Source organism: Pseudoalteromonas sp. T1lg23B (assembly GCF_002964665.1).
Classification (GTDB): domain Bacteria; phylum Pseudomonadota; class Gammaproteobacteria; order Enterobacterales; family Alteromonadaceae; genus Pseudoalteromonas.
On the sequence record NZ_PQBZ01000002.1, the window covers coordinates 121,726 to 144,465 of the forward strand.

Genomic DNA, 22,740 nt, shown 5'->3' on the forward strand with positions numbered 1-22,740 from the left:
GGGCAAGAGTCCAAACTTCGAACAGTTAAAATTCGAAGAGCAATGGACTTAAAAATGACAAGGCAAATGGCCTTATTATTCTAAGACCAGAAGCTCTCCACCAAACTTATTTGCTTTTGTGTATGACACGAAAACAATTGGTGACAGTCGCTGGGATTCAGCCCAGACGCCCGAAGTTAACCGTTAGCAAAATGATTAACTTCTCGGCGTTAATTCCCCTCACTGTGGGTCATTGGAGTTTGCTCTCCTCGACACAGTTACCTGAATAACGCACCTCTTCCAGCCCTCAGTCAAGGCACTGGCCTTGACCACAAAATAGGGTGAGCGCGCATTGAAACATTTTAGCCATCTAGGTGTCAAGTGGCTAAAGGCCAATCAGATCAATTTGAACTACACTGTCAAAGAAAAGGATGATGAAGTGAACCTATGTTGAAATTAATAAAAGCGATTCGCGCCCGCTATATTTTGGCTGTGTTGGCCATGGCCTTACTGGTGTCCATGGCAACTGGCTTTATGCAGTTTTTACTTTATGATAAACAACAAGATGCGACCGTAGTGAACATTGCTGGTATGCAGCGTATGTTGTCGCAAAAAGTGCTGCTTCACGCACAACGATTAGCAAGTTTGAATAATGAACCGCAGGCGTTTCAAGACGTTTACAGTCAGTTACAAAGCAGCGTTGATAGATTTGCGATTAATCATGAATTCTTGATGTCAAAAAGTGGGCAAGGCAGTGGCTTTTTTTCACCCGAGCTCAACGCATGGTATTTCTCGCAACCGATTAGTTTGGATCAACGAAGTCAGGATTTCATTACCCGAGGGCGCAATTTACAGTTGACTGATCCGGTTGAATTGGATGAACTTTATCGCATATCTCAAAGCCTTTTAATTGACCTCGACGGTGCCGTTCAGCTGTTTGAAGAACAGGCAAATCTCGGTGTCACAATACTGCGTTATGTTGAAATGCTAATATGGCTACTTGCTATGGTGTTGTTGGTACTGGAAGTAAAGTTCATCTTTCGTCCCATGGAAATGCAAGTACTGGCGGGGATACGTGAATTGGAAAGCCAAAAACAGCAGACACAACAGGCGCTGAGCATGAAGTCGCGGTTTTTGGCGCGAGCCAGTCATGAATTACGAACGCCCTTGCAGTCAGTTTTAGGATACATGGAATTATTTCAAAAAGAGCGTCAACCTTTATATCTTGAGCAAGCAATTACCTCTGCTAATCAGTTAAATATACTCATCAATGAAATGCATGACTTCAGTCGTTGGTCTAATGAAAAAGTCAAAATTCAAAATAGTCGTGCTGATCTGCCAACGATGATTGAAACGGTAGTCGCGCCTTATCGTTTAGCTGCGCAGAAAAAGGGATTAATGTTACAGGTGCAAATGACAGATAATGAACATAAGCGCCTGTTGTGTGATCATCAGCATCTGGCTTGGATTTGTTCTCAGCTTATTGATAACTCAATTAAATTCAGTGACTCTGGAAGCATATTGCTTGCGGTAGAGTTGCAAGAGAGAGGGTCTCAGAGCGACCTAACAGTACAGGTGAGCGATCAAGGCTGTGGCTTGGCTCAAGAGTTCATAGACTCGATGACGGTACATAATGACAAGAATAATCATTTTCAGGGAATGCAGCTCGGTTTGGTACGTTGTCAGTGGTTGGTCAATGCGATGTCAGGAGAACTGAATTTTGCCAATTCACCACAGGGGGGAGCCTGTGTAAGCTTCACCATTCCGGTTACCGTATTGGACGACAAAGAAGCACTGCAAACAGTGGATGCGTCAGGCAAAAAAGCGTTACTCGTTGAGGATAATGCAATTAATGCGGTGGTGATCACCAAGCAACTTCGCACGCTAGGTTTTGACGTTGCGCATGTGGAGCATGGCAAGGCTGCTTTGCAAGTACTTGAAGCACAGGAATTTGATGTTATTTTTATGGACTTAAATATGCCTCATATGGATGGCTATGAAGCAATAGAGAAAATAAGGAATAAGCTCAACCTAAACACCACGGTTATTGTGGTAACCGCCAATGATGAGCAACAGGACTTAGCAAGAGCCATTACCGTTGGCGGAGATGCTTATGTGATCAAACCTCTACAACAAGCTGAATTGGTCAAAGTGCTTGATGAATTGGGAGTCGTTACTTTGCGCAATGGGCGTGCAAAGTAACGACATCGTTTTACTCACAGATACGTGTGATAGTAAAACCTTGCTTCTCGAGTTGTTTGATTAATCCATATTGCTCTGGCAGATGCAGTGCGCCAACGGCGATAAAAGTGGCTTGCTCTGCAAGCAAAGGGGTGAGTGTTTTTACCCATTGGTTATTGCGGTCTATGAGCATAACCCGTTCAGAGTATTGGCCGTACTCTGAATCATCGAAGCTAAGGCGATAATATTTTGCAAGTTTATCCATATCTCCTGTTGTCCAAGCTTTCACCAAATCCAAAAAGTAAAATTCCACATCATTGAGGTGCTCGAAAGTCTCTGAAAACATCTCATCACCTAACTGCTCTAGCGAACTCAGCATAGTCAGTTGTTGCTCTAATGTTTCTAGACTAATTACTTTCTTGCCAATCTCTTTTGAGTGAGCAAGTACTTGCTTATCTATACCGTATTGTTCACTAAATCCGAGCTTCTGATATTCAAGTTGCAACATTGACACCATGACTGCCCAAGGGCGATGTTGGTTAAATAGGGCGATATCGATACCTGAGTTTGCGAAATAGTTTTTAAGGGACTGATAGGTCTTTTTACTGATTACAGATGCGAGCGTTTTATCCGCAGGTAATTGCATGAATGGCGCAGAGCGCATTTGGATCTGCGCAGCTGAAAGCTTGCTGAAGTCCACTTCGACAACCACTTGCTTGCTGTTGTCGATAGCTTGAGTAATACATTGTGGCAAACCAGCCATTTTTGGCGTACCCACATGCACAGTACCTAGCAAGTATGAGTTAATACCATTTTTTTCGACTTTGAACAGGGCTGGGGCAACATGGCCAAATGGGCTGAACAGTAGTGCGGTAAAAAGTAATACACCGATACTGGCTCGAAACAATAAAAAACGCATAGCAGTCCTTAAATTTTTGAGTTTTGCTATTTTAAGCACATAAATGCCAACTCATAAAAAATTCATGTGACTTTTTATGAAATTAGCTCTGTTGTAAAAGTCGCATTAACAATTAACATATGAATAATTGATTACAGGGGTGAATAGTTTATCCTTCACTTTGCTTTTTGTGGGATTTATTTTTCCATTTCATCATATTTTACATGGTATTTGGCATAATATTTATGGTTGACTTCATGGCCCTTGCGGGTTACTAATAGAAAAAGGAACAGGGCAGGCGCAAAGTTGCGATGCCTGACGATAAAAATTTTATTTGGTGATACAAACAATGCTAAAGACAGCACTTACTCTAGTCGTGATTATCAACGTGGTGATTATTATTACCGCGGGGGCGAGCTAGTGCTGTAAGAAAAGTATTAGTAAGAACCCCCCGCACTGAAAAGTTCGGGGGGTTTTTTGTTTTTAGGGTAAAAATTTAGTTAACGAACGCAAGTAATGGGAATGGGGAAAACAATGACAGGCGCACAACTACTCATAGATTTATTAGCCAAACAAGGCGTAAAAGAGGTATTCGGCTATCCAGGTGGCGCGATCATGCCTATTTATGACGCTTTGTACGGCGCGCCTGTAAAACATTATTTGACCCGTCATGAACAAGGTGCGGGCTTTGCCGCGGTGGGATATGCGCGCAGTACCGGAAAGTTGGGAGTGTGCTTTGCTACATCAGGACCCGGAGCAACCAATCTTATCACCGCCTTGGCTGATGCAATGATGGATTCGGTGCCAGTTCTTGCAATAACAGGGCAAGTGCCAACGGCCGCCATCGGATCTGATGCGTTTCAAGAAGTGGACGTCCTAGGTATGTCATTGTCGTGTACTAAACACAGCTACATGGTAGAGCGTGCGGAAGATTTAGCAGAGGTACTGCAAGAAGCAATGCATTTGGCACAATCTGGTCGTCCTGGTCCTGTTTTAGTTGATATCCCTAAAGATATTCAACTTGCTCAGGTGCCATTCCACCCTTGGCTTGCGCTAGATGAGGCGCAACCTAAAGTGTCACCCACTCAAGTTCAAAAAGCCCAAACTCTACTGGCACAAGCTAAGCGCCCTGTAGCATACGTAGGCGGTGGGGTACAAAGTGCTGATGCTCAAGCTGAATTGATGCAGTTTTTAAACAAAACGCAAATGCCCGCAGTATCCACATTAAAAGCTTTGGGAAGCGTGTTACCGGATTATGAGTACGATTTAGGCATGTTAGGTATGCATGGCGGTCAGGCAGCCAACATTGCCGTACAAGAATGCGATCTATTGGTATGTATAGGAGCCCGCTTTGATGACCGAGTGACGGGTAATTTGGCTAAGTTTGCGGCTAAAGCAGATGTTATTCACTTAGATATCGACCCAGCTGAGGTGGGTAAGCGAAAACCCGTGCAAGCTTCACTCATAGCCGACTTGAAACAGTCAATCCCACAGCTAAGTTGCTTTGTAACAGACAGTGAATGGTTAGCAACAATCAAAGAACTGAAACAGGTTCATGCGTGGCGCTATGACTACCCTGGTGAGCGTGTATTTGCACCATATTTATTGCATCAACTCAGCCAGAAAATGCCCGATTCAGGCGTGGTTTGTTGTGACGTAGGACAGCATCAAATGTGGGTGGCTCAGCATATGAAGTTTACCCATCCAAGCAACCACCTAAGTAGTGGAGGGGCAGGCACAATGGGGTTTGGTTTACCCGCTGCAATTGGTGCACAAATTGCCCGTCCAGATGATATGGTGATCACTGTATCAGGAGATGGTTCAATCATGATGAACATTCAGGAATTGGCGACCATACGTCGTAATAATCTGCCAGTAAAAATAGTTATTTTGGATAACCAGCGTTTGGGCATGGTACGCCAATGGCAACAGCTATTTTTTGATGGTCGCTACAGCGAAACAGATTTATCCGATAATCCCGACTTTGTCGCCTTGGCAGCCGTATTTGGCATACCGGGACAAACTATTACCCATGCGAATGAGGTAGATGATGCGATTGATGCGTTAATCACTTCGCAGGGTCCATATATATTACATGCCTGTATAGATGATAAAGAAAACGTATGGCCTCTGGTTCCACCAGGTGCTGCAAATGATGAAATGATGACGGAGAAAGCGTAATGAAACACCAGTTAACTGTTGCAGTAAAGAACCATGCCATCGCTGTAGAGCGCTTTTTGCGCGTAGCGCGTCACCGTGGTTTTCGCCTTACCAAATTAGAACTTGAGGGCAAAGACGAGTTGTTTCATGTAAAAATGACGGTAGACAGTGACAAACCCATCTATCTATTAACTTCACAACTGAGTAAGCTTGTGGAAGTGCAGCAAGTCGATTTGCACACACTACAGCAACAGGCAATTTAAACAATTAACTAATTTTATAAAGAATAAGTACAAGGTATTACAAATGACAAAAACATCGGAATTGATTTGGCACAACGGTGAAATGATCCCGTATGAGCAAGCGACCACACACATATTAAGCCATGCTTTGCACTATGGTAGCTCAGTGTTTGAGGGGATCCGTGCCTATGATACGCCAAAAGGCCCAGCCATCTTCCGTTTGAAAGATCATATCAAGCGTCTTTATGACTCAGCAAAAATTTACCGTTTTGAGATCCCATTTAGTGAAGAAGAATTAATGCAAGCGTGTCGAGATGCGGTAAAAGCAAATGGCTTTACCAATGCTTATCTTAGACCCTTTGCATTTTTAGGAAATGTTGGTTTAGGTGTTCATCCTAAATCTCATAAAGCAGATGTGAGCGTTGCTGCTATGGAATGGGGCACATACCTTGGTGATGGTAGTTTAGAGCAGGGTGTAGATGCATGTATTTCATCTTGGACGCGTTTAGCGCCTAACACCATGCCTACAGGTGCAAAAGCGGGTGGTAATTATCTATCTTCTCAATTGATCACGGCAGAAGCCAAGCGTCATGGTTATGTTGAAGGTATTGCTCTTGATGTGAATGGTTACCTCAGCGAAGGTGCTGGTGAAAACTTATTCGTTATAAAGAATGGCGTACTTTTCACACCACCGACGACCGCATGTATTTTACCAGGCTTAACTCGCGACACGATTATTAAACTTGCTCAGTCGCGTGGTTATGAAGTACGTGAAGAAGCGATTGCCAGAGAGGCACTGTATTTGGCTGATGAATTCTTTATGACAGGAACCGCAGCCGAAGTAACACCGGTCCGCAGTGTTGATCAAATCCAAATAGGGGATGGTAAACGTGGCCCAATCACCAAAGAGCTACAGCAAGCGTATTTTGATTTAGTCAAAGGTCAAAGTGAAGACAGCTTTGGCTGGTTGGACTATATCAATAAGTAAAGCACTATCATGGCCACCAGAGGTGGCCTTATTTTGGGAATGAGGACAAGTCGATGTAATGATGAGGTTACATCGCAAAGATTAAGGGCAAATATCATGGCAAAATTAAGAAGTAAGACGACCACAGAAGGCAGACAACGTGCAGGAGCAAGGGCTCTTTGGCGCGCAACGGGTATGACGGATAGCGACTTTGAAAAGCCAATCATCGCGGTTGTGAACTCTTACACTCAGTTTGTGCCAGGACATGTGCACCTTAATCAGCTTAGTGAATTAATGGCCGAAACCATTCGTGAGGCCGGTGGCGTACCCAGAGAGTTCAATACCATAGCTATTGATGATGGTATCGCGATGGGCCACGGTGGCATGCTGTATTCATTACCATCTAGAGATTTAATCGCTGACTCGGTTGAGTATATGGTGAACGCTCACTGTGCTGATGCCATGGTCTGTATTTCTAATTGCGACAAAATAACGCCAGGGATGTTACTCGCTGCATTGCGTTTGAATATTCCTGTGGTTTTTGTTTCTGGTGGACCAATGGAAGCGGGCAAAACGCGTTTAGCAGACATCGATATCAAACTAGACTTGGTGGATGCGATGGTTAAGGGGGCCGATCCAAATGTCAGTGATGAAGACTCTGAGCAAGTAGAACGTTCTGCGTGTCCTACCTGTGGTTCTTGTTCGGGTATGTTTACCGCTAACTCCATGAACTGTCTGCTAGAAGCTTTGGGTCTAGCGTTGCCGGGCAATGGTACAACCTTGGCGACTCATAAAGATAGACAACAACTTTACGAAGCCGCAGGTAAGCGTATTTTAGCGTTGTGTGATGAATATTATCGCAAAGACAACGAAGCTGTATTGCCACGCAACATTGCAAATCAGGCCGCATTTATCAACGCGATGACGCTCGATATTGCAATGGGTGGCTCATCCAACACGGTCTTACATTTACTCGCTGCTGCGCAAGAGGGGGGGGTTGATTTTGATATGGATGACATTGACCGTTTATCTCGTCATACCCCATTCTTGTGTAAGGTTGCGCCAGCTACGCAGCAGTCCATATTGAAGATGTGCACCGTGCTGGAGGTATTATGGCGCTGCTCAATGAACTTGCTAAAGGGGACAGGTTAGATCTCAGTGTTGGTCATGTGGCTGGTGGCACATTGGCGGAGGTACTGAAACGCTGGGACGCAGCTGACCCGAATAACCACAAGGCGCAGACCTTCTTCCGTGCAGGCCCAGCAGGAATTCGTACAACTAAGGCTATGAGTCAAGATTGTCGCTGGGATGAGCTTGATCTTGACCGTGAGAATGGCTGTATTCGCAGTATTGAACATGCATTTCGTCAAGATGGTGGCCTTGCCGTGCTGTCAGGAAATTTAACGCCTGATGGCTGTATCGTTAAAAGCGCTGGGGTCGTTGATAAGATGCTCAATTTTACAGGTCCTGCGGTGGTGTTTGAGTCTCAGGATGACGCGGTTGATGGCATTCTTAATGGTTTGGTGAAAAAGGGCGATGTGGTTGTGATCCGTTATGAAGGACCAAAAGGGGGCCCTGGCATGCAGGAAATGCTTTATCCCACTAGCTATTTGAAGTCTATGGGATTAGATAAAGATTGTGCCCTACTAACGGATGGTCGTTTTTCCGGTGGAACCTCAGGTTTATCAATTGGTCACGCATCACCAGAAGCTGCAAGCGGTGGTGCTTTAGCGCTGGTTGAAAATGGTGATTTAATTCAAATAGATATTCCGAATCGAGGCATTCATTTGTTGCTTGATGATGAGCAAATGGCGCAGCGCCGAGCAAAGCAAGAAGCGCGCGGGAAAGATGCATACAAACCGCTGGATAGACAACGTGTTGTGACACCAGCTTTGAAAGCGTATGCACTGCTTGCCACGAGTGCAGACAAAGGAGCCGTGCGTGATCTTGCCAAGCTAGAGGAGTTAAGTTAGCTATGGTATCTCAAGAACTTGACTACTTTCGAGCCATCATTCAAGCAGATATGGCTCCGTTGGCAAAAGTCACCGATGTCAGCGAGATGCATACCTTGTCGGAGCGTTTAGGACAAAGAGTTTGGCTTAAACGGGAAGACCAACAGCCAGTGTATTCCTTTAAGCTACGGGGTGCCTACAATAAACTGCGTCAGCTACCGAAAGGCAGTTTGGTTATCACCGCATCAGCAGGTAATCATGCTCAAGGGGTGGCGTTAAGCGCCGCTCACCTTGGGCACCGTGCGATTATTGTGATGCCAGTGACCACGCCAGAGATCAAAGTTAATTCGGTACGCAATTTTGGTGGTGAAGTGGTACTACATGGGCATAATTTCGATGCCGCTAAAGCCCATGCTTTTGAGCTTACAGAACAAATGAACGCGGTGTTTGTGCCTCCGTTTGACGATAAAGATGTCATTATTGGACAAGGCACTGTGGCGCGGGAGTTGATGCAACAGCTCAATGAACTGGATGCGGTATTTATTCCTGTTGGCGGTGGTGGACTATTGGCTGGCATGGCGGTGTACATCAAGTCATTACGTCCAGATATTCAAATAATTGGTGTTGAAGCACAAGAAAGTGCTTGTTTACAAGCCGCTTTAGAAGCGGGGGAGCCTGTGGAGCTCGCTCAGGTCGGTGGTTTCGCTGATGGTGTCGCGGTAAAAATCATCGGCTCGGAGACGTTTCGACTCGCGCAAAAGTTTTGTGATCAAGTCGTCACCGTCAGCGCCGATGAAATTTGTGCCGCAGTTCAGGATATATTTGTGGAAACACGCGCTATTGCCGAGCCTTCGGGCGCACTATCGCTGGCGGGATTAAAGAAATGGAGCCAGCAAGGTAAACGAGCAGGTCTTAATTTAGCTGCGGTTTTACGGGGGCAAATTTAAACTTTGATAGATTGCGTTATATCGCAGAGCGTACTGCGTTAGGTGCAAAAAACGAAGCCTTATTTGGCGTTACCATTCCCGAGGAAAAAGGCAGCTTCAAACGCTTCTGTCAGTCTCTGGGTGGCCGTGCTATCACCGAGTTTAATTACCGCTATGCAGGAGAAACTGAGGCGCAAATATTTGTGGGAGTTGGGTTACGTGGGGGTCAGATTGAGCTGGATGAAGTCAAAACGCAGCTTTATAAAAATGGCTACACTTTTGAAGACTTCTCGGATAATGAACTGGCAAAGTTGCATTTACGTTATATGGTTGGTGGCAAACCGCCCGTGGCGATTCAAGAACGGTTATTGCGTTTCGAATTTCCAGAGTACCCAGGAGCATTGGCACGATTTTTAGACACTTTAGGGAGTGATTGGAATATTACGTTATTTCATTATCGCAACCATGGTGCAGCAGAAGGCAATGTGTTGGCCGCTTTTGATATTCCAGCAAGTGATTATATGAAGTTTGATAGCCACCTAGCTCAGTTGGGCTATCACTTCACAGAAGAGACCAATAACCCGTGTTTTGCGCAATATTTACAGCTACCTGACGAGTCTCGACGCCAAGCGAGTTAGTTGCATTTACGCCTTGTTTTTCTATAGTTATGATTAGTTTTTAATCATAAAAAGAGATGCAGGGATGACAAGGCGTGTTATTAGCAGTGTACTATGGCTAATTAGCCTCTTAGTCGGCAGTATTAGCCATGCGCAAGAACACGTTGTGTTACAACTCAAGTGGGAACACCAATTTCAGTTTGCAGGCTATTATATGGCCAAGGAAAAGGGATTTTATGAACAGGCGGGCTTAGATGTAACCATTGTACCCGCCGATCCCAATAATCCCGATACGCAATTCAAAGTGCTTGCAGGTCAAGCTCATTTTGGTATTACCCACTCTGGTATTTTACAGGCGCGAATGCAAGGTAAGCCGCTGGTGGCATTAGCGGCGGTACTGCAATCTTCTCCATATTGCTGGATGGTAAAAGAAAGCTCCAATATTTATACACCTGCGGACTTTATCAATAAACGAGTCAGCTATTTGGGCAAGGCTGAAAATGCCGAATTAGTGGTTATGCTGCAACAGGCTGGGGTGAATGTTGCTCAGCTGCCCTTGTATTCTGGACTGTATCCACTGCGTGATTTTCAAAATGGTCTGTTTGATGCGTTACAGGTATACATTACCAATGAGCCCTTTCAAATGCGCCAAGCCGGCGTCGCTACCAGACAGATTTGCCCAAAACAGTACGGTATCAACGTATACGGTGACATTTTGTTTACCAGTGAAAACGTTATCGAGCAAAAACCGGAAATGGTCGAAAAGTTTCGTCAGGCGAGTCTAAAAGGTTGGCGTTATGCGATGCTCAACATGAATGAAAGCATTGATGTGATCCGCAGTCAGTACAATCCAGACAAGAGTAAGGTGCAATTAGCATATGAGGCCGATGCAATGCGGCCCTTCATCACTCAGGCTGGGATCCCCATAGGCAGTATGTCAGAGATCCGCTGGCAGTGGATAGCGCAGCTCTACAATTATGAGCCACACAAATATCAACATGAGTTAGACAAGTTTGTTTATCACCCGAAAACGAATGAGGAACCTTACCCTTGGTCTTGGATGTTAGTTGCAGCCTCCCTTCTGACAGTGCTATGTATTCCGCTCTATTTGCACCTCATTTTCTCAAAGCAACAACAGTACCGTATTTTACAGGCCACACAAGAGAGGAAAAAAGAGGTAGAATAGCGTTTTTAGTTTGTGTGTTGTGCTTAGCCAATCATGTCGTTATTACACCGATTTAATCACTTAGATACTTTGTTAAACCAAACCAGTCGTTATTGGCAGTTGGTGGCGTTTGAAGCGCATGCGTTACCGTGGGATGGTGCTCTCAATGAATGGCTAATGGCGCTCAGCGACGAACAAGTCACGTACTTAGATAACCACCCGCAGCAATTACATCAAGCGTTGCTACCTTTTATTCCTCAATTGACCGAACTTGAGCCTTTATTACAATTGGTGCATGAACAACGAGAACGACACCCTTTGCCGTTTTGGCTCAGTAACGGTATTAAGGGACGTAAGCTGCTCCAGCTACAAGATTTTGTCAGTCATATTGATGAGCGACAGTATCCGGTATTGGAGTGGTGTGCTGGGAAAGGGCATTTGGGCCGTATGCTAGCATACGATGGCGCGCCTCACGTACACAGCATTGAACTACAAGCGTCTTTGTGTGAGCAGGGTCAACGCAGCGCTCAGCAACAAAATTTGCCCATGACATTTAGCTGTGCAGATGTGTTGCATGACGATACCTTTGGTTATTTTAAGCAGCAACAACATGCTGTTGCGCTTCATGCCTGTGGGCGACTTCATCAAGTATTTATGGACCAAGCGGTTAAAGCTAGATGCGAAAAAATCAGCTTGTCGCCGTGTTGCTATCATTTGTTTACAGAAAATGTGTATCAAGCAATGAGTGATGCTGGGCAGCAAAGCGATTTAAGATTAACCCATAGTGATATGAAGTTAGCTTTGCAAGAAACCGTTACCGCTCCAGAGCGTATCGCTAAGGTTCGTAAAAAAGAGGTGACTTGGCGTTTAGGCTTCGATGCACTGCGTTGTGATATCACAGGAGTTAGCCACTATGTTAGCGTACCTTCGGTAAACAAAGCGATATTTTCAGGGGAGTTCTCTGAATTTTGCGAGTGGGCAGCACAGCAAAAAGGAATCACATTGCCGCAGCAATGTGACTATGCAGCGTATCTTATCCAAGGGCAACAACGTAAGAAGGTGACAGACCGCATAGAGCTCGTGCGCCACGCATTTAGGCGCGCTATCGAGATCTGGTTGGTCCTCGATAGGGCTTTATATTTACACGCATCTGGGTATGATGTCAGTCTTTACGAATTTTGTGACAAACAGCTAACGCCTCGGAATATTTTGATCCAAGCGACGGCCCAAATAGAGGAAAGGACATGTGCTCGCTAGATCACTTATTAGAGAATAATCAACATTGGGCGAAGCGCACCCAACAGCGCGACCCAGATTTTTTCAAGAAACTATCAGGGCAACAAAACCCAGATTATCTGTGGATAGGGTGTTCGGACTCTCGGGTACCAGCCAACGAAATCGTTGATTTGATGCCGGGTGAACTGTTTGTACACCGCAATGTAGCTAATGTTGTCGTACATACGGATCATAACTGTTTGTCTGTGATGCAATATGCGGTTGAGGTACTTAAGGTTGAACACATTATGGTCGTGGGCCATTATGGCTGTGGTGGCGTGCAGGCAGTGCTGGATGAAGCGCGTTTTGGCTTAATTGACAATTGGTTGCGTCATGTCGCGGATGTAAAAGAAAAGCACCAAGCGCTTTTATCAACAGTAGAGCCCTCACGACGATGCGCAGCATTGTGTGAGCTGAATGTGATCGATCAGGTACGCAATGTGTGTTTAACCAACGTGGTACAGGATGCTTGGACACGAGGACAGCAATTGACCATACATGGTTGGGTGTACGGATTAGCAGATGGTCTATTGCATGAAGTTCAAGAGCAGGCATCACAACCTGAGCATATTAATGCCGGATATACTCAGGCGGTAGAGCAGGTGGCAAAGCGTTATTTATAAGTGCTTATTCATCGGCGCTGTCTGCGTTGGATATTTTAGCTTCTAGCTGTGCTACTTTGGCCTCTAATTCGGCTAGCTTTTCGCGGGTGCGGATCAGCACCTTGCTTTGAATATCAAACTCTTCACGGCTAACAAAGTCCATTTCGGCTAACTTATTTTGAATAACCTGTTTGGTTTTGGCTTCAAAAGTGTCGGCTAAGTTTTTCACACCCTGTGGCATGTTGCTTGAAATTTGCTTAGCGATTTCTTCTATTTTTGCTGGGTTAATCATTTCAGATCTCTTCCTCAAAATATGCGAGTGCTCATCTTAGCAAATGCTTTGCCAAGCGCCTAGGCGCACCGAGCGCTTTACGGTAAAATATCCGCTTCGGTAGCACAACTCATAGTCTGGTAATGAAACTCAATCCAAAACAAGACGAAGCGGTAAAATACATCAGTGGTCCTTGCTTAGTACTGGCGGGGGCTGGTTCTGGTAAGACACGTGTTATTACTAATAAAATTGCTTACTTAGTACAGAAATGTGAGTATCAGGCGAAAAATATTGCGGCTGTGACATTTACCAACAAAGCCGCCAAAGAAATGCGAGAGCGAGTTTCGCAAACCTTGGGCAAACAAGAATCAAAGGGCTTGTGGGTATCGACATTCCATACTCTGGGTCTTGAAATCATTAAAAAAGAGCTGAAAACACTTGGCTATAAAGCAAATTTCTCTTTGCTGGATGATCAGGATACCAACCAGTTGCTCAGTGAACTTACTGAAAAAGAATTGGAAAAAGACAAAGATTTACTGAATTTGCTAAAAATGCAAATTGGTAATTGGAAGAATGAACTGATCTTGCCACAGCGAGCGATTGCCGAGGCAAGAGAACCTCAGAAAGCTTTATTCGCTCAGCTCTATGCTCGCTATCAAACCCAATTACGTGCTTATAACGCGTTTGATTTTGATGATTTGATCATGGTGCCAACATTATTGTTGTCACAGTCAGTGGAGGTTCGTGAACGCTGGCAAGCACGCTTTCGTTATTTATTGGTGGACGAGTATCAAGATACCAATACCAGTCAGTATCAGCTGGTCAAACTATTAGTTGGTGAGCGAGCCAGATTTACTGTGGTGGGCGATGACGACCAATCAATTTATTCATGGCGCGGTGCGAAACCACAGAACTTGGTACTACTCTCCAAAGATTTTCCGGGCTTGAAGTTGATCAAACTTGAGCAAAATTATCGTAGTTGTAAGCGGATCTTAAAAGCCGCCAACATTCTGATTGCCAACAATCCACATGAGTTTGATAAACAACTGTTTAGTGAATTGGAAAATGGTGATCCTATCAGAGTCATTGCAACGCGTGATGAAGAACACGAAGCTGAACGCGTCGTGGCGGAAATCATTTCCCATAAGTTTATGAAGCGCACCAGCTACCGAGATTATGCCATTTTGTATCGTGGCAACCATCAGGCCAGAGTGTTTGAAAAGTCGCTTATGAGTAACCGTATTCCATACAAAATAAGCGGTGGTATGTCATTTTTCTCACGTAGCGAGATCAAAGATATTATGGCTTATTTACGCCTGTTGGTGAATCAAGATGACGATAATGCCTTCTTACGCATTGTAAACACGCCGCGTCGTGAAATTGGCCCCGTGACTCTTGAAAAATTAGGGAGTCTGGCAAATGAAAAACATATCAGCTTGTTTGAGGCCTGTTTTGACCCACAATTGGCAGAACGTTTGGCTGGTCGAGGGTTTAATGCGCTGATGGGGTTTGCACGTTGGGTTGTTGAGTTGTCTGATAGGGCTGTGCGTGGAGATACACTGGAGGCGGTGAAAGATATGGTACGTGAAACCAATTATGAAGCATATCTTTATGAATCTTCTCCTAGTGCAAAAGCCGCAGAAATGCGTATGAAAAATGTCTCCGAATTATACCGTTGGATCACTGATATGCTGACGGGAGATAATGATAACCCTGCGATGACACTCGCTGAAGTGGTTAGTAAGCTTACGCTCAGAGACATGCTGGAGCGTAATGAAGAAGAAGATGATTCTGATGCGGTTCAATTGCTAACATTACACGCATCCAAGGGATTAGAATATCCTCATGTGTTTATGGTGGGTATGGAAGAAGGGTTTTTGCCACATCAAACGAGTATTGATGAGGACAATGTAGAGGAAGAACGTCGTCTAGCTTATGTGGGTATTACCAGGGCTCAGCAAACGTTAACGTTGACACATGCAAAAAACCGTCGTCAGTTCGGAGAGGTCGCTACGCCGGAGATCAGTCGCTTTGTACAAGAATTGCCGCAGGATGACTTAAGCTACGAAGGCCAAAAGAAAACGGTGGCATCACAAGCTGAACGCATGGAAAAAGGACAGGCGAGAGTCGCTAACCTCAGAGCTATGTTAAAACGATAGGACTGCTCGAAGTGTGCGGGATAGTCTTACTGGTTGAGGGTTTCTCAAGCAAGTTAACGCTATGTTGTTTACCAAAAAACAACTCAATACCGTGGCTTTCTAATAGACCTCGGAAGTTTAGAATAGCTGGGCCTTTGGCGATAACTTGCGTTTGTTTTAGCTTGGTTACCGCCAATATGCCTTGTAATTGCAGGTCATAACAGCGTTGTTGCAATACGCGCTTACTAAACGTTGAACTCAATAATAGATATTTAAAATCATGTTGAGTCAGCATGGCTAGATCACAGCGGTCTTTTGCAAAATCGTTTAGGCCAATGTGTTCCCCCATATCGCTGAGGGTTTTTAGGTTCTCTAATTGTTGGCTAGATGCGTGTCGCAAAGAGGTTTCATCAAAGAGCAAGCACATTTGATGTTTGGCGCTTTTCAACAATTGGCACAGTGGATTAAAAGCCTGATTATCAAGAACCGCGATAGAACAAGCAAACAATAGATCCTGTGACTGTGTATTGCCGATATGGATCACTTGTTTGAGCAGTTGTAGTTCTATCTCTAATTGCTCGGCTTTTTCTGCTGCAAACTTTTTCAATATATCGAAACTAGTGCTCCCCAATACGGGGTGTTCGCCAAACGCATCTAGCAAACTAATGGAATTTATTTCCTCAGCCATTGAGATCACTTCAGTGCGTCTAAAGTGAGTCGGCAATGCACTTAAGTGGTGATGCTCAATGTGCTTATTCGTTGCTGAACTGGCGGTCAGTAATGGGTGATAAAATTCATATCGGCCACGGCCTGCATTTTTTGCATAATACATCGCAGCATCCGCATCACGGATAATTTCATCAATATTGTTGTAGCGTTTATTGCTGTAGGTGATACCTATGCTTGCACCACTTTGCACGCAAATTCCTTTCATACAAAATGGCTGTTGCATTACTCTGATAATACGCTTAGCGACATCTTCGGCCTGTTGTTTGTCACTCAGATGATCCAATAGTATGACAAATTCATCGCCTGCCAACCGAGCGAGCAAATCATGATCTCTAATACAGTCGGCAAATGCCTTACTTACCCAAATCAAAAATTGATCACCGGCCTGATGGCCAAGTTCATCATTAATGGACTTAAATTTGTCTAGATCAATAAAGAGCACTGCAAAGTGATGATCGGGGTGACGCTGGAATTTGTGTAGTGTCTTTTCTAACTGCGTTAGAAATAGGCTGCGATTGGGTAAACTCGTCAATGGATCATGGTGTGCATCATGGTATAACTGCTGTTCAATTTTTTTACGTTCTTCAATTTGCATTTGCAGATGTAAATTGGTTTGTTGTAACGCTTTGGTTTTCTCTGCGACCCGATGCTCAAGCTCCTGGTGACTACTTTTTAGTGCCTGATTTGCCAAATGGGTTTGTAATACCGACGCTATTTGGTTGGATACGAATGAGATCAACTCAACATCATCGTAATCAAACTCATACTTGTGATCATACGCCTGACACGCGATCAGCCCTATAACACCGTTAGCGGTTTTTAACGGCGCTCCCATCCAGCTGGTTGCTAGTTGGATTTTGTTGTACTCTTTTGAGCGTTGTACTGTGCCTTCGGCGATCAGCGCTTTTGCGCGAACCGTATCAATGAGCTGGCTCTGCTCAGTTCGGATCACTAACTCACTATAACCCTTAGCAAAAGGCCGAGGTTTGTACTGTGTAACTTCATCTACGCTATACGGAAAGCTGAGCCAACCTGCATGTTTGTCATAGAGAGCGATATACAAGTTATCGGCGAAAGTGATCGAGCGTATGATGTCATGTACTTGTTTATAGACATCATCTATGTCACTAAACTGGGTCGCCAGTTCAGATATTTTGAAAAGTATTTGTTGGCGATCTAGCGCACGCTTGCGATGCTCAATTTCTTTGTTGAGGGCTTCGTTGCTTTGCATCAACGCTCTGGTGCGTATTTTAACTTCAGACTCTAGCAACTCGCGTTTTTTTACACGCTCAATAGCGGTTGCCAAATATAAAGACATAACCTCTAACAGCTCAATTTGTTGCTCGCTGTAGCTTTGCTGGGTCTGATAGCTTTGTGACACCATAACACCGATAATACTGCTATCGCGATATATTGGCACGCCAACCCAATGTTCGGCTTGACTACCAAGCGCTTTAAACACCCCTTTTTCGGTTTGTTCAAGCATGCGCTCTTTGGTCAGATAAACGGTTTCGCCAGTGCGAAAAACGTATCCAGTGACACCTTCTGAAAAATGGCTATCCTCATGCAGTGGCACAGCAATGCCATCTTTTTCATCGACGAAATAAGACAGTTCAAGTGTTTGAGTGTATTGATTTTGAAGCACTACATAGAAACTACGACTAGGAAGGTACTTGACTAAAATGTCATGTATCGCAGGATAAAGCAGAGTTAGTTCCGCAACCGTACTCGCCCGTTCTGAAAGTAAAATCAGAGCGTGCTGTAAGTGGTTGTTCTGTTTGTACTTTTTTAGCAAAAACCGTAAGCGCTTATTGTTGCGCTCAAGTTTGCGAAGTACAGGTGAGGGATCTTCCAATGATTTAACCCATAGTTATTATTATGTGTTCAATTATTATCCGTATATTTTCACTTTTATCGGCAAGGGTCAAGTTCAATATGGGTGACTTTGATTGAGGTTTTTTGAACTTACGAAGCAATATCGAAGGAGATCGTGCGATCCCCTTCTTTTTATTGACATTATTTAGCTGTCATAAATTCAATTGCTGCAGCAATCTCATCATCCGAACAATCCATACACGTGCCGCGAGGTGGCATTGCGTTGAAGCCGTTGATTGCATGATCAAGAAGTACGTCAGTGCCTTTTGCTAGGCGAGGTGCCCAATCATCAGCCGTTTTTGGTGCACCCAATGCGCCAGTACCATGACAGGCAAAACAGGCCGCTTGATAAACTTGCTCGCCTGAACGAGGCCCACTTGGTGCCGCTTCAGCTGCGCTCTCTGCACCAGCCAAATATACGCTGCCAACAGGTGCGATACGTTTCTGAATTGCTTCTTCAGTTAAAGCATTGTCATAAGGCTGCGCTATTGCGGCCGTTGATAGCAATAATAATGCTGCAGAAAGTTTTTTCATTTGTCTTGCTCACTTCATTTGGACGTGATCAATCACGATAAGATGACGGAATTTCTAGCGATTATAACGCCACCAACTAATTTATAAAACTAAACTTGTGTATATTAGAAGAAAAATGCCCAATTTATTGCTTTAGCGCAAATATTGGCAAGTGCTTTATCATTTAGCTCATATCTAAAAGTGCCTGGAGCGCTTTTTGGATCCCGCTTGATGCCTGCGTAATTGAGTTCGCTAGCATGTAGGCGGGGGTACTGATAACTTTGTGTTGTTCGTCGACAACAATATCATCCACATCACAACTAACATGCTTGGCACCCAATTGCTCTGTGGCGGCAGCTGTTTGTTCATCATTGCCTATTGTTGCGAGTGTGCCTTTAGGGTGAATGTGGCCGATAAGCGTTGGGGCAATACACAAATACGCAATCGGTTTGTGTTGCTGCGTAAACGACTGACAACAATGCTTGAGTGACTCGAGAATCGTTGCTTGAGCACCGTCAAAAGCAAAACTACTCAGGTTTTTGGCTACACCAAAACCTCCAGGTATCACCAAGGCATCAAATTCATTGGCGTTTAACGCTGACAAATCTTTAATGTTGCCTCTTGCTATACGAGCGGCTTCTTCTAATACGTTGCGTTGCTGGGCTTGCTCTTCACCGGTCAAGTGATTGATAACATGATGTTGTTGAACATTGGGTGCAAAGCATTCATAGCTGGCTCCTAATTGTTCAATATGCAACATTGTTAACACAGACTCATGTATTTCTGCCCCATCATAGACACCACAGCCACTCAAAATAATTGCGATTTTTTTCATATGTACTCCCTCAAATGTAAGATCTTACAGGCTTATGCTTAATTGTAATTAGTAGCAAAGAAAAATATTATAAAGGATCTTATTTGATCTTTGATCAATTGTGTTAGTATACCCGTCCGCTCACAAAATAGAGCTTGATTTTTGTACAGCTTGTTCTAATCTTTGTGAGCACCAAAATGTTTTTCCACATTTTAGGCTTATATAATAATAAAAAAAGAGTTTGCTTTTCTTTTTAATATCAATGGTTTATATCAGACGGTAAATGTTTTAGAACATCCTTGCCGCGATTGATTGTGGTTATCTACAAAGTTATCCACAGCTTGTTAGTGTTCCAACTGATTATCTTCTTCACTTTTATCCCTCGTTTTATCTGTGTCCTTATGGCATCCTTATGCTGTTATTTAAAAGCTCATTTAGGATCCCCTTTATTATGTCTCTGATCCCTGAAAATCCTTTGATCTTGGTTGATGGTTCTTCGTATCTTTTTAGGGCGTATCATGCGCCACCGCATCTTACTAACTCAAAAGGAGAAGCAACAGGTGCTATTTATGGCGTGATCAACATGCTCAAGAGCTTGTTAAAGCAATACCAGCCAAGTCACATGGTGGTAGTGTTCGATGCCAAAGGGCCAACGTTTAGAAATGAAATGTACAGTGAGTATAAAGCCCATCGTCCTCCTATGCCCGATGATCTGAGGTCTCAGATCAAACCGATCCACGATATTATCGAAGCGATGGGGTTACCACTTGTTAGCATTACAGGCGTAGAAGCGGATGATGTCATTGGTACATTTGCTCGTATAGCTGCAGAACAACAACGTCATGTGTTAATAAGCACGGGCGATAAAGATATGGCGCAACTGGTGAATGAACACGTCACATTAATCAATACCATGACCAACACAGTCTTAGACCCGCAGGGTGTGGTAGACAAATTTGGCATTGGTCCCGAGCTGATTATTGATTACTTAGCGTTGATGGGTGACAAAGTTGACAATATCCCAGGTGTGCCTGGCGTTGGCGAAAAAACTGCATTGGCCATGTTACAAGGACTTGGCTCAATAGAGTCTCTGTATCAGCGTCTTGATGAAATTGCTGGACTAGGCTTTCGTGGTTCTAAAACCATGGCTAAAAAGCTTGAAGAGCATAAAGAACAGTTAGAACTATCTTATGAGCTGGCGACCATCAAACTTGATGTAGAAGTTGAACAGGATCTGGAACAGTTTGCGATTGCACCAGTGAATAAAGATAAGTTGATCGAGCTATATGCTGAGTGTGAATTCAAGCGTTGGCTAAGTGAGCTGTTAGATGATGCAAGTGCCACTAGTAAGTCAGATATTGCCGATATTGAAGCGACGGGTAGCGCACCGATGGCTCAACAGCCAGAGGCTAACTACGAGACCATCTTGACTGAGCAGCAGTTGGAACGTTGGCTGGATAAATTGCAATCTGCACCCTTGATTGCCTTTGATACTGAAACAACAAGTGTTGATTATATGCAGGCGGATCTGGTTGGGATGAGTTTTGCGGTCGCACCAGGAGAAGCTGCTTACTTACCCATTGCACATGATTATGTAGGTGCACCTGAGCAACTTCCAAAGGCGCTAGTGTTTGAAAAATTGTCTGCTATTTTAGCAGACGATAAAATCAAAAAAGTTGGTCAGAACCTCAAGTATGACAAGAGTGTTTTAGCCAGAGCTGGATTGGAGCTCAACGGCATCGCTTTTGATACTATGCTGGAATCTTATGTTTTCAATAGTGTGGCAACACGCCATGATATGGACTCTTTGGCGCTTAAATACTTAGGCCACAAAAATATCAGTTTTGAAGATGTCGCCGGCAAAGGGAAATCTCAATTGACGTTCAACCAAGTTGAACTGGAAAAAGCGGCACCCTATGCAGCAGAAGATGCAGATATTACCTTACGCTTACATGAACACCTGTGGCCTTTATTAAAGCAACATGAAAAACTGCAAGAAGTGTTTCTTGATATCGAGTTACCGCTGTTATCTGTGTTGTCTGAGATTGAACGCACAGGCGTGAAAATCGATTCATCAATGTTGGCACAGCAAAGTGTGCAACTGAGTGAGCGTTTAGCTGAAATCGAGAAGGAAGCGTTTGAATTGGCTGGCGAAGAGTTTAATCTCAGTTCGCCGAAACAACTTCAGGCTATTTTGTTTGAAAAACAGGGTTTGCCAGTTGTTAAGAAAACTCCAAAAGGCGCACCTTCCACTGCCGAAGAAGTACTGCAAGAGCTAGCGCATGATTATCCATTGCCTAAACTAATCATCGAACACAGAGGATTAGCTAAGCTCAAATCAACGTACACAGATAAGCTACCAAAACTTGTTAACCCAGATACGGGCAGGGTTCATACCTCATATCATCAAGCGGTAACCGCGACAGGTCGTTTGAGCTCTAGTGATCCTAACTTGCAAAACATTCCTATCCGTAACGAAGCTGGGCGTCGTATTCGCCAAGCATTTATTGCTGATGAGGGCAAGCAGATCTTAGCGGCGGATTATAGCCAAATTGAACTGCGGATCATGGCGCACTTATCTCAAGATAAAGGGCTTCTTAGTGCGTTCGCACAAGGTAAAGATGTACACAGTGCAACAGCTTCGGAGGTTTTCTCGGTGCCATTGGAGGACGTGACTTCCGATATGCGTCGTAAAGCCAAAGCAGTGAACTTTGGGTTGATATATGGCATGAGTGCATTTGGTTTATCTCGCCAGTTAGATATTCCACGCCATGAAGCACAGCACTACATGGATAAATACTTTGAGCGTTTCCCTGGGGTGTTGGAATACATGGAGCGCACGCGTGAAGAAGCTGCTGAAAGAGGTTACGTAGAGACATTGTTTGGCCGTCGCCTACATTTACCTGATATAAAAGCACGCAACGGCGCACGTCGAAAAGCGGCGGAACGCGCTGCGATTAACGCTCCGATGCAAGGCACTGCGGCAGATATAATCAAAAAAGCGATGCTGAAAGTGAGTGACTGGTTACATACTCAATCTCGTGATGATATAAAACTACTCATGCAAGTACACGATGAACTTGTATTTGAAGTAGCTGAAGATAAAGTGACGCAATTTAGTGACAAAATCTGTGAGCTGATGAGTGAAGCGGCGACATTGGATGTGCCTTTGTTGGTTGAAGCCGATCATGGTGAAAACTGGGAGCAAGCGCATTAATAAGAGAATTTAAGGCGTTTTTACTCAGATAAGAAAAATTAATATATTCATTAAAGGGCGTGTAGCGCCCTTTTTTATTGGCAATATTAGTAAAGAAAGCGTAAATGGGGACAACGAGATGTTTATAAAATATCAAATTGGCCCAGTTTTTGCGTCTGGGCGTTTATTTCTGTCAGAGGTTTTGTTACAGTGCGCGCGTCCTCATCCTGTAGGACATCC

At 44.2% G+C, this 22,740-nt stretch carries 14 protein-coding genes, 2 pseudogenes and 1 riboswitch; of the genes and pseudogenes, 11 read left to right on the forward strand and 5 right to left on the reverse strand.

Annotated features, from left to right (window positions below):
• Positions 1–82: 82 nt before the first annotated feature.
• Positions 83–287: riboswitch (Lysine riboswitch) on the reverse strand.
• Positions 288–426: 139 nt separating this feature from the next.
• Positions 427–2,181: a response regulator gene (locus C2M32_RS00820; protein WP_105166658.1), complete on the forward strand. Its 1,755-nt coding sequence runs from the start codon at positions 427–429 to the stop codon at positions 2,179–2,181.
• A 10-nt stretch (positions 2,182–2,191) separates the two neighbouring features.
• On the opposite strand, the gene C2M32_RS00825 is transcribed toward C2M32_RS00820, so the two are convergent.
• Positions 2,192–3,079, reverse strand: a complete 888-nt coding sequence (locus C2M32_RS00825; RefSeq protein WP_105166659.1) for a TraB/GumN family protein — start codon at positions 3,077–3,079, stop codon at positions 2,192–2,194.
• A 513-nt stretch (positions 3,080–3,592) separates the two neighbouring features.
• On the opposite strand from C2M32_RS00825, the gene ilvG reads away from it, so the two are divergent.
• From ilvG to can, 8 genes and pseudogenes are all read left to right on the forward strand, one after another.
• The gene (gene ilvG / locus C2M32_RS00830; RefSeq protein WP_105166660.1) at positions 3,593–5,239 is read left to right on the forward strand and encodes an acetolactate synthase 2 catalytic subunit; all 1,647 of its coding nucleotides are present in this window, start codon (positions 3,593–3,595) and stop codon (positions 5,237–5,239) included.
• A complete protein-coding gene (gene ilvM, locus C2M32_RS00835) occupies positions 5,239–5,481 on the forward strand; it encodes an acetolactate synthase 2 small subunit (protein ID WP_105166661.1) in 243 nt (80 codons plus the stop codon). The genes ilvG and ilvM overlap by 1 nt, the downstream gene beginning before the upstream one ends.
• A gap of 43 nt (positions 5,482–5,524) precedes the next feature.
• Positions 5,525–6,448, forward strand: a complete 924-nt coding sequence (locus tag C2M32_RS00840; RefSeq protein ID WP_105166662.1) for a branched-chain amino acid transaminase — start codon at positions 5,525–5,527, stop codon at positions 6,446–6,448.
• Between the two features lie 96 nt (positions 6,449–6,544).
• A pseudogene (gene ilvD, locus C2M32_RS00845) lies at positions 6,545–8,400 on the forward strand (dihydroxy-acid dehydratase).
• 2 nt (positions 8,401–8,402) lie between these two features.
• A pseudogene (gene ilvA / locus C2M32_RS00850) lies at positions 8,403–9,943 on the forward strand (threonine ammonia-lyase, biosynthetic).
• 64 nt (positions 9,944–10,007) lie between these two features.
• Positions 10,008–11,108: an ABC transporter substrate-binding protein gene (locus C2M32_RS00855; RefSeq protein WP_105166663.1), complete on the forward strand. Its 1,101-nt coding sequence runs from the start codon at positions 10,008–10,010 to the stop codon at positions 11,106–11,108.
• Positions 11,109–11,141: 33 nt separating this feature from the next.
• Entirely contained in the window at positions 11,142–12,344 is a 1,203-nt protein-coding gene (locus tag C2M32_RS00860; RefSeq protein ID WP_105166664.1) for a methyltransferase, read from the forward strand.
• Entirely contained in the window at positions 12,332–12,985 is a 654-nt protein-coding gene (gene can / locus C2M32_RS00865; protein WP_105166665.1) for a carbonate dehydratase, read from the forward strand. Before C2M32_RS00860 ends, can begins: the two co-directional genes overlap by 13 nt.
• A 4-nt stretch (positions 12,986–12,989) precedes the next feature.
• Here can and ubiK read toward each other — a convergent pair whose 3' ends face one another.
• Complete coding sequence (ubiK, locus tag C2M32_RS00870) at positions 12,990–13,256, reverse strand: ubiquinone biosynthesis accessory factor UbiK (RefSeq protein ID WP_105166666.1); 267 nt, start codon at positions 13,254–13,256, stop codon at positions 12,990–12,992.
• Between the two features lie 122 nt (positions 13,257–13,378).
• On the opposite strand from ubiK, the gene rep reads away from it, so the two are divergent.
• Positions 13,379–15,394 (forward strand): DNA helicase Rep, encoded by a 2,016-nt coding sequence (gene rep / locus C2M32_RS00875; protein WP_105166667.1) that lies wholly within the window; start codon positions 13,379–13,381, stop codon positions 15,392–15,394.
• On the opposite strand, the gene C2M32_RS00880 is transcribed toward rep, so the two are convergent.
• From C2M32_RS00880 to elbB, 3 genes are all read right to left on the reverse strand, one after another.
• Positions 15,378–17,957, reverse strand: a complete 2,580-nt coding sequence (locus C2M32_RS00880) for a bifunctional diguanylate cyclase/phosphodiesterase (protein WP_105166668.1) — start codon at positions 17,955–17,957, stop codon at positions 15,378–15,380. The genes rep and C2M32_RS00880 overlap by 17 nt on opposite strands.
• A gap of 161 nt (positions 17,958–18,118) precedes the next feature.
• Positions 18,119–18,511 carry a c-type cytochrome gene (locus C2M32_RS00885; RefSeq protein WP_105166669.1) on the reverse strand — a complete coding sequence of 131 codons (393 nt, stop codon included), beginning with the start codon at positions 18,509–18,511 and terminating at the stop codon, positions 18,119–18,121.
• A gap of 163 nt (positions 18,512–18,674) precedes the next feature.
• The gene (gene elbB / locus C2M32_RS00890) at positions 18,675–19,325 is read right to left on the reverse strand and encodes an isoprenoid biosynthesis glyoxalase ElbB (protein WP_105166670.1); all 651 of its coding nucleotides are present in this window, start codon (positions 19,323–19,325) and stop codon (positions 18,675–18,677) included.
• A 430-nt stretch (positions 19,326–19,755) separates the two neighbouring features.
• On the opposite strand from elbB, the gene polA reads away from it, so the two are divergent.
• Entirely contained in the window at positions 19,756–22,521 is a 2,766-nt protein-coding gene (gene polA / locus C2M32_RS00895; RefSeq protein WP_105166671.1) for a DNA polymerase I, read from the forward strand.
• Positions 22,522–22,740: the final 219 nt, after the last annotated feature.

Bases quoted from the DNA above. Each gene is read 5' to 3' on its own strand.
- C2M32_RS00820 (WP_105166658.1), top strand. From the start codon at position 427: ATGTTGAAATTAATAAAAGCGATTCGCGCCCGCTATATTTTGGCTGTG.
- C2M32_RS00825 (WP_105166659.1), bottom strand. From the start codon at position 3,079: ATGCGTTTTTTATTGTTTCGAGCCAGTATCGGTGTATTACTTTTTACC.
- ilvG (WP_105166660.1), top strand. From the start codon at position 3,593: ATGACAGGCGCACAACTACTCATAGATTTATTAGCCAAACAAGGCGTA.
- ilvM (WP_105166661.1), top strand. From the start codon at position 5,239: ATGAAACACCAGTTAACTGTTGCAGTAAAGAACCATGCCATCGCTGTA.
- C2M32_RS00840 (WP_105166662.1), top strand. From the start codon at position 5,525: ATGACAAAAACATCGGAATTGATTTGGCACAACGGTGAAATGATCCCG.
- C2M32_RS00855 (WP_105166663.1), top strand. From the start codon at position 10,008: ATGACAAGGCGTGTTATTAGCAGTGTACTATGGCTAATTAGCCTCTTA.
- C2M32_RS00860 (WP_105166664.1), top strand. From the start codon at position 11,142: ATGTCGTTATTACACCGATTTAATCACTTAGATACTTTGTTAAACCAA.
- can (WP_105166665.1), top strand. From the start codon at position 12,332: ATGTGCTCGCTAGATCACTTATTAGAGAATAATCAACATTGGGCGAAG.
- ubiK (WP_105166666.1), bottom strand. From the start codon at position 13,256: ATGATTAACCCAGCAAAAATAGAAGAAATCGCTAAGCAAATTTCAAGC.
- rep (WP_105166667.1), top strand. From the start codon at position 13,379: ATGAAACTCAATCCAAAACAAGACGAAGCGGTAAAATACATCAGTGGT.
- C2M32_RS00885 (WP_105166669.1), bottom strand. From the start codon at position 18,511: ATGAAAAAACTTTCTGCAGCATTATTATTGCTATCAACGGCCGCAATA.
- elbB (WP_105166670.1), bottom strand. From the start codon at position 19,325: ATGAAAAAAATCGCAATTATTTTGAGTGGCTGTGGTGTCTATGATGGG.
- polA (WP_105166671.1), top strand. From the start codon at position 19,756: ATGTCTCTGATCCCTGAAAATCCTTTGATCTTGGTTGATGGTTCTTCG.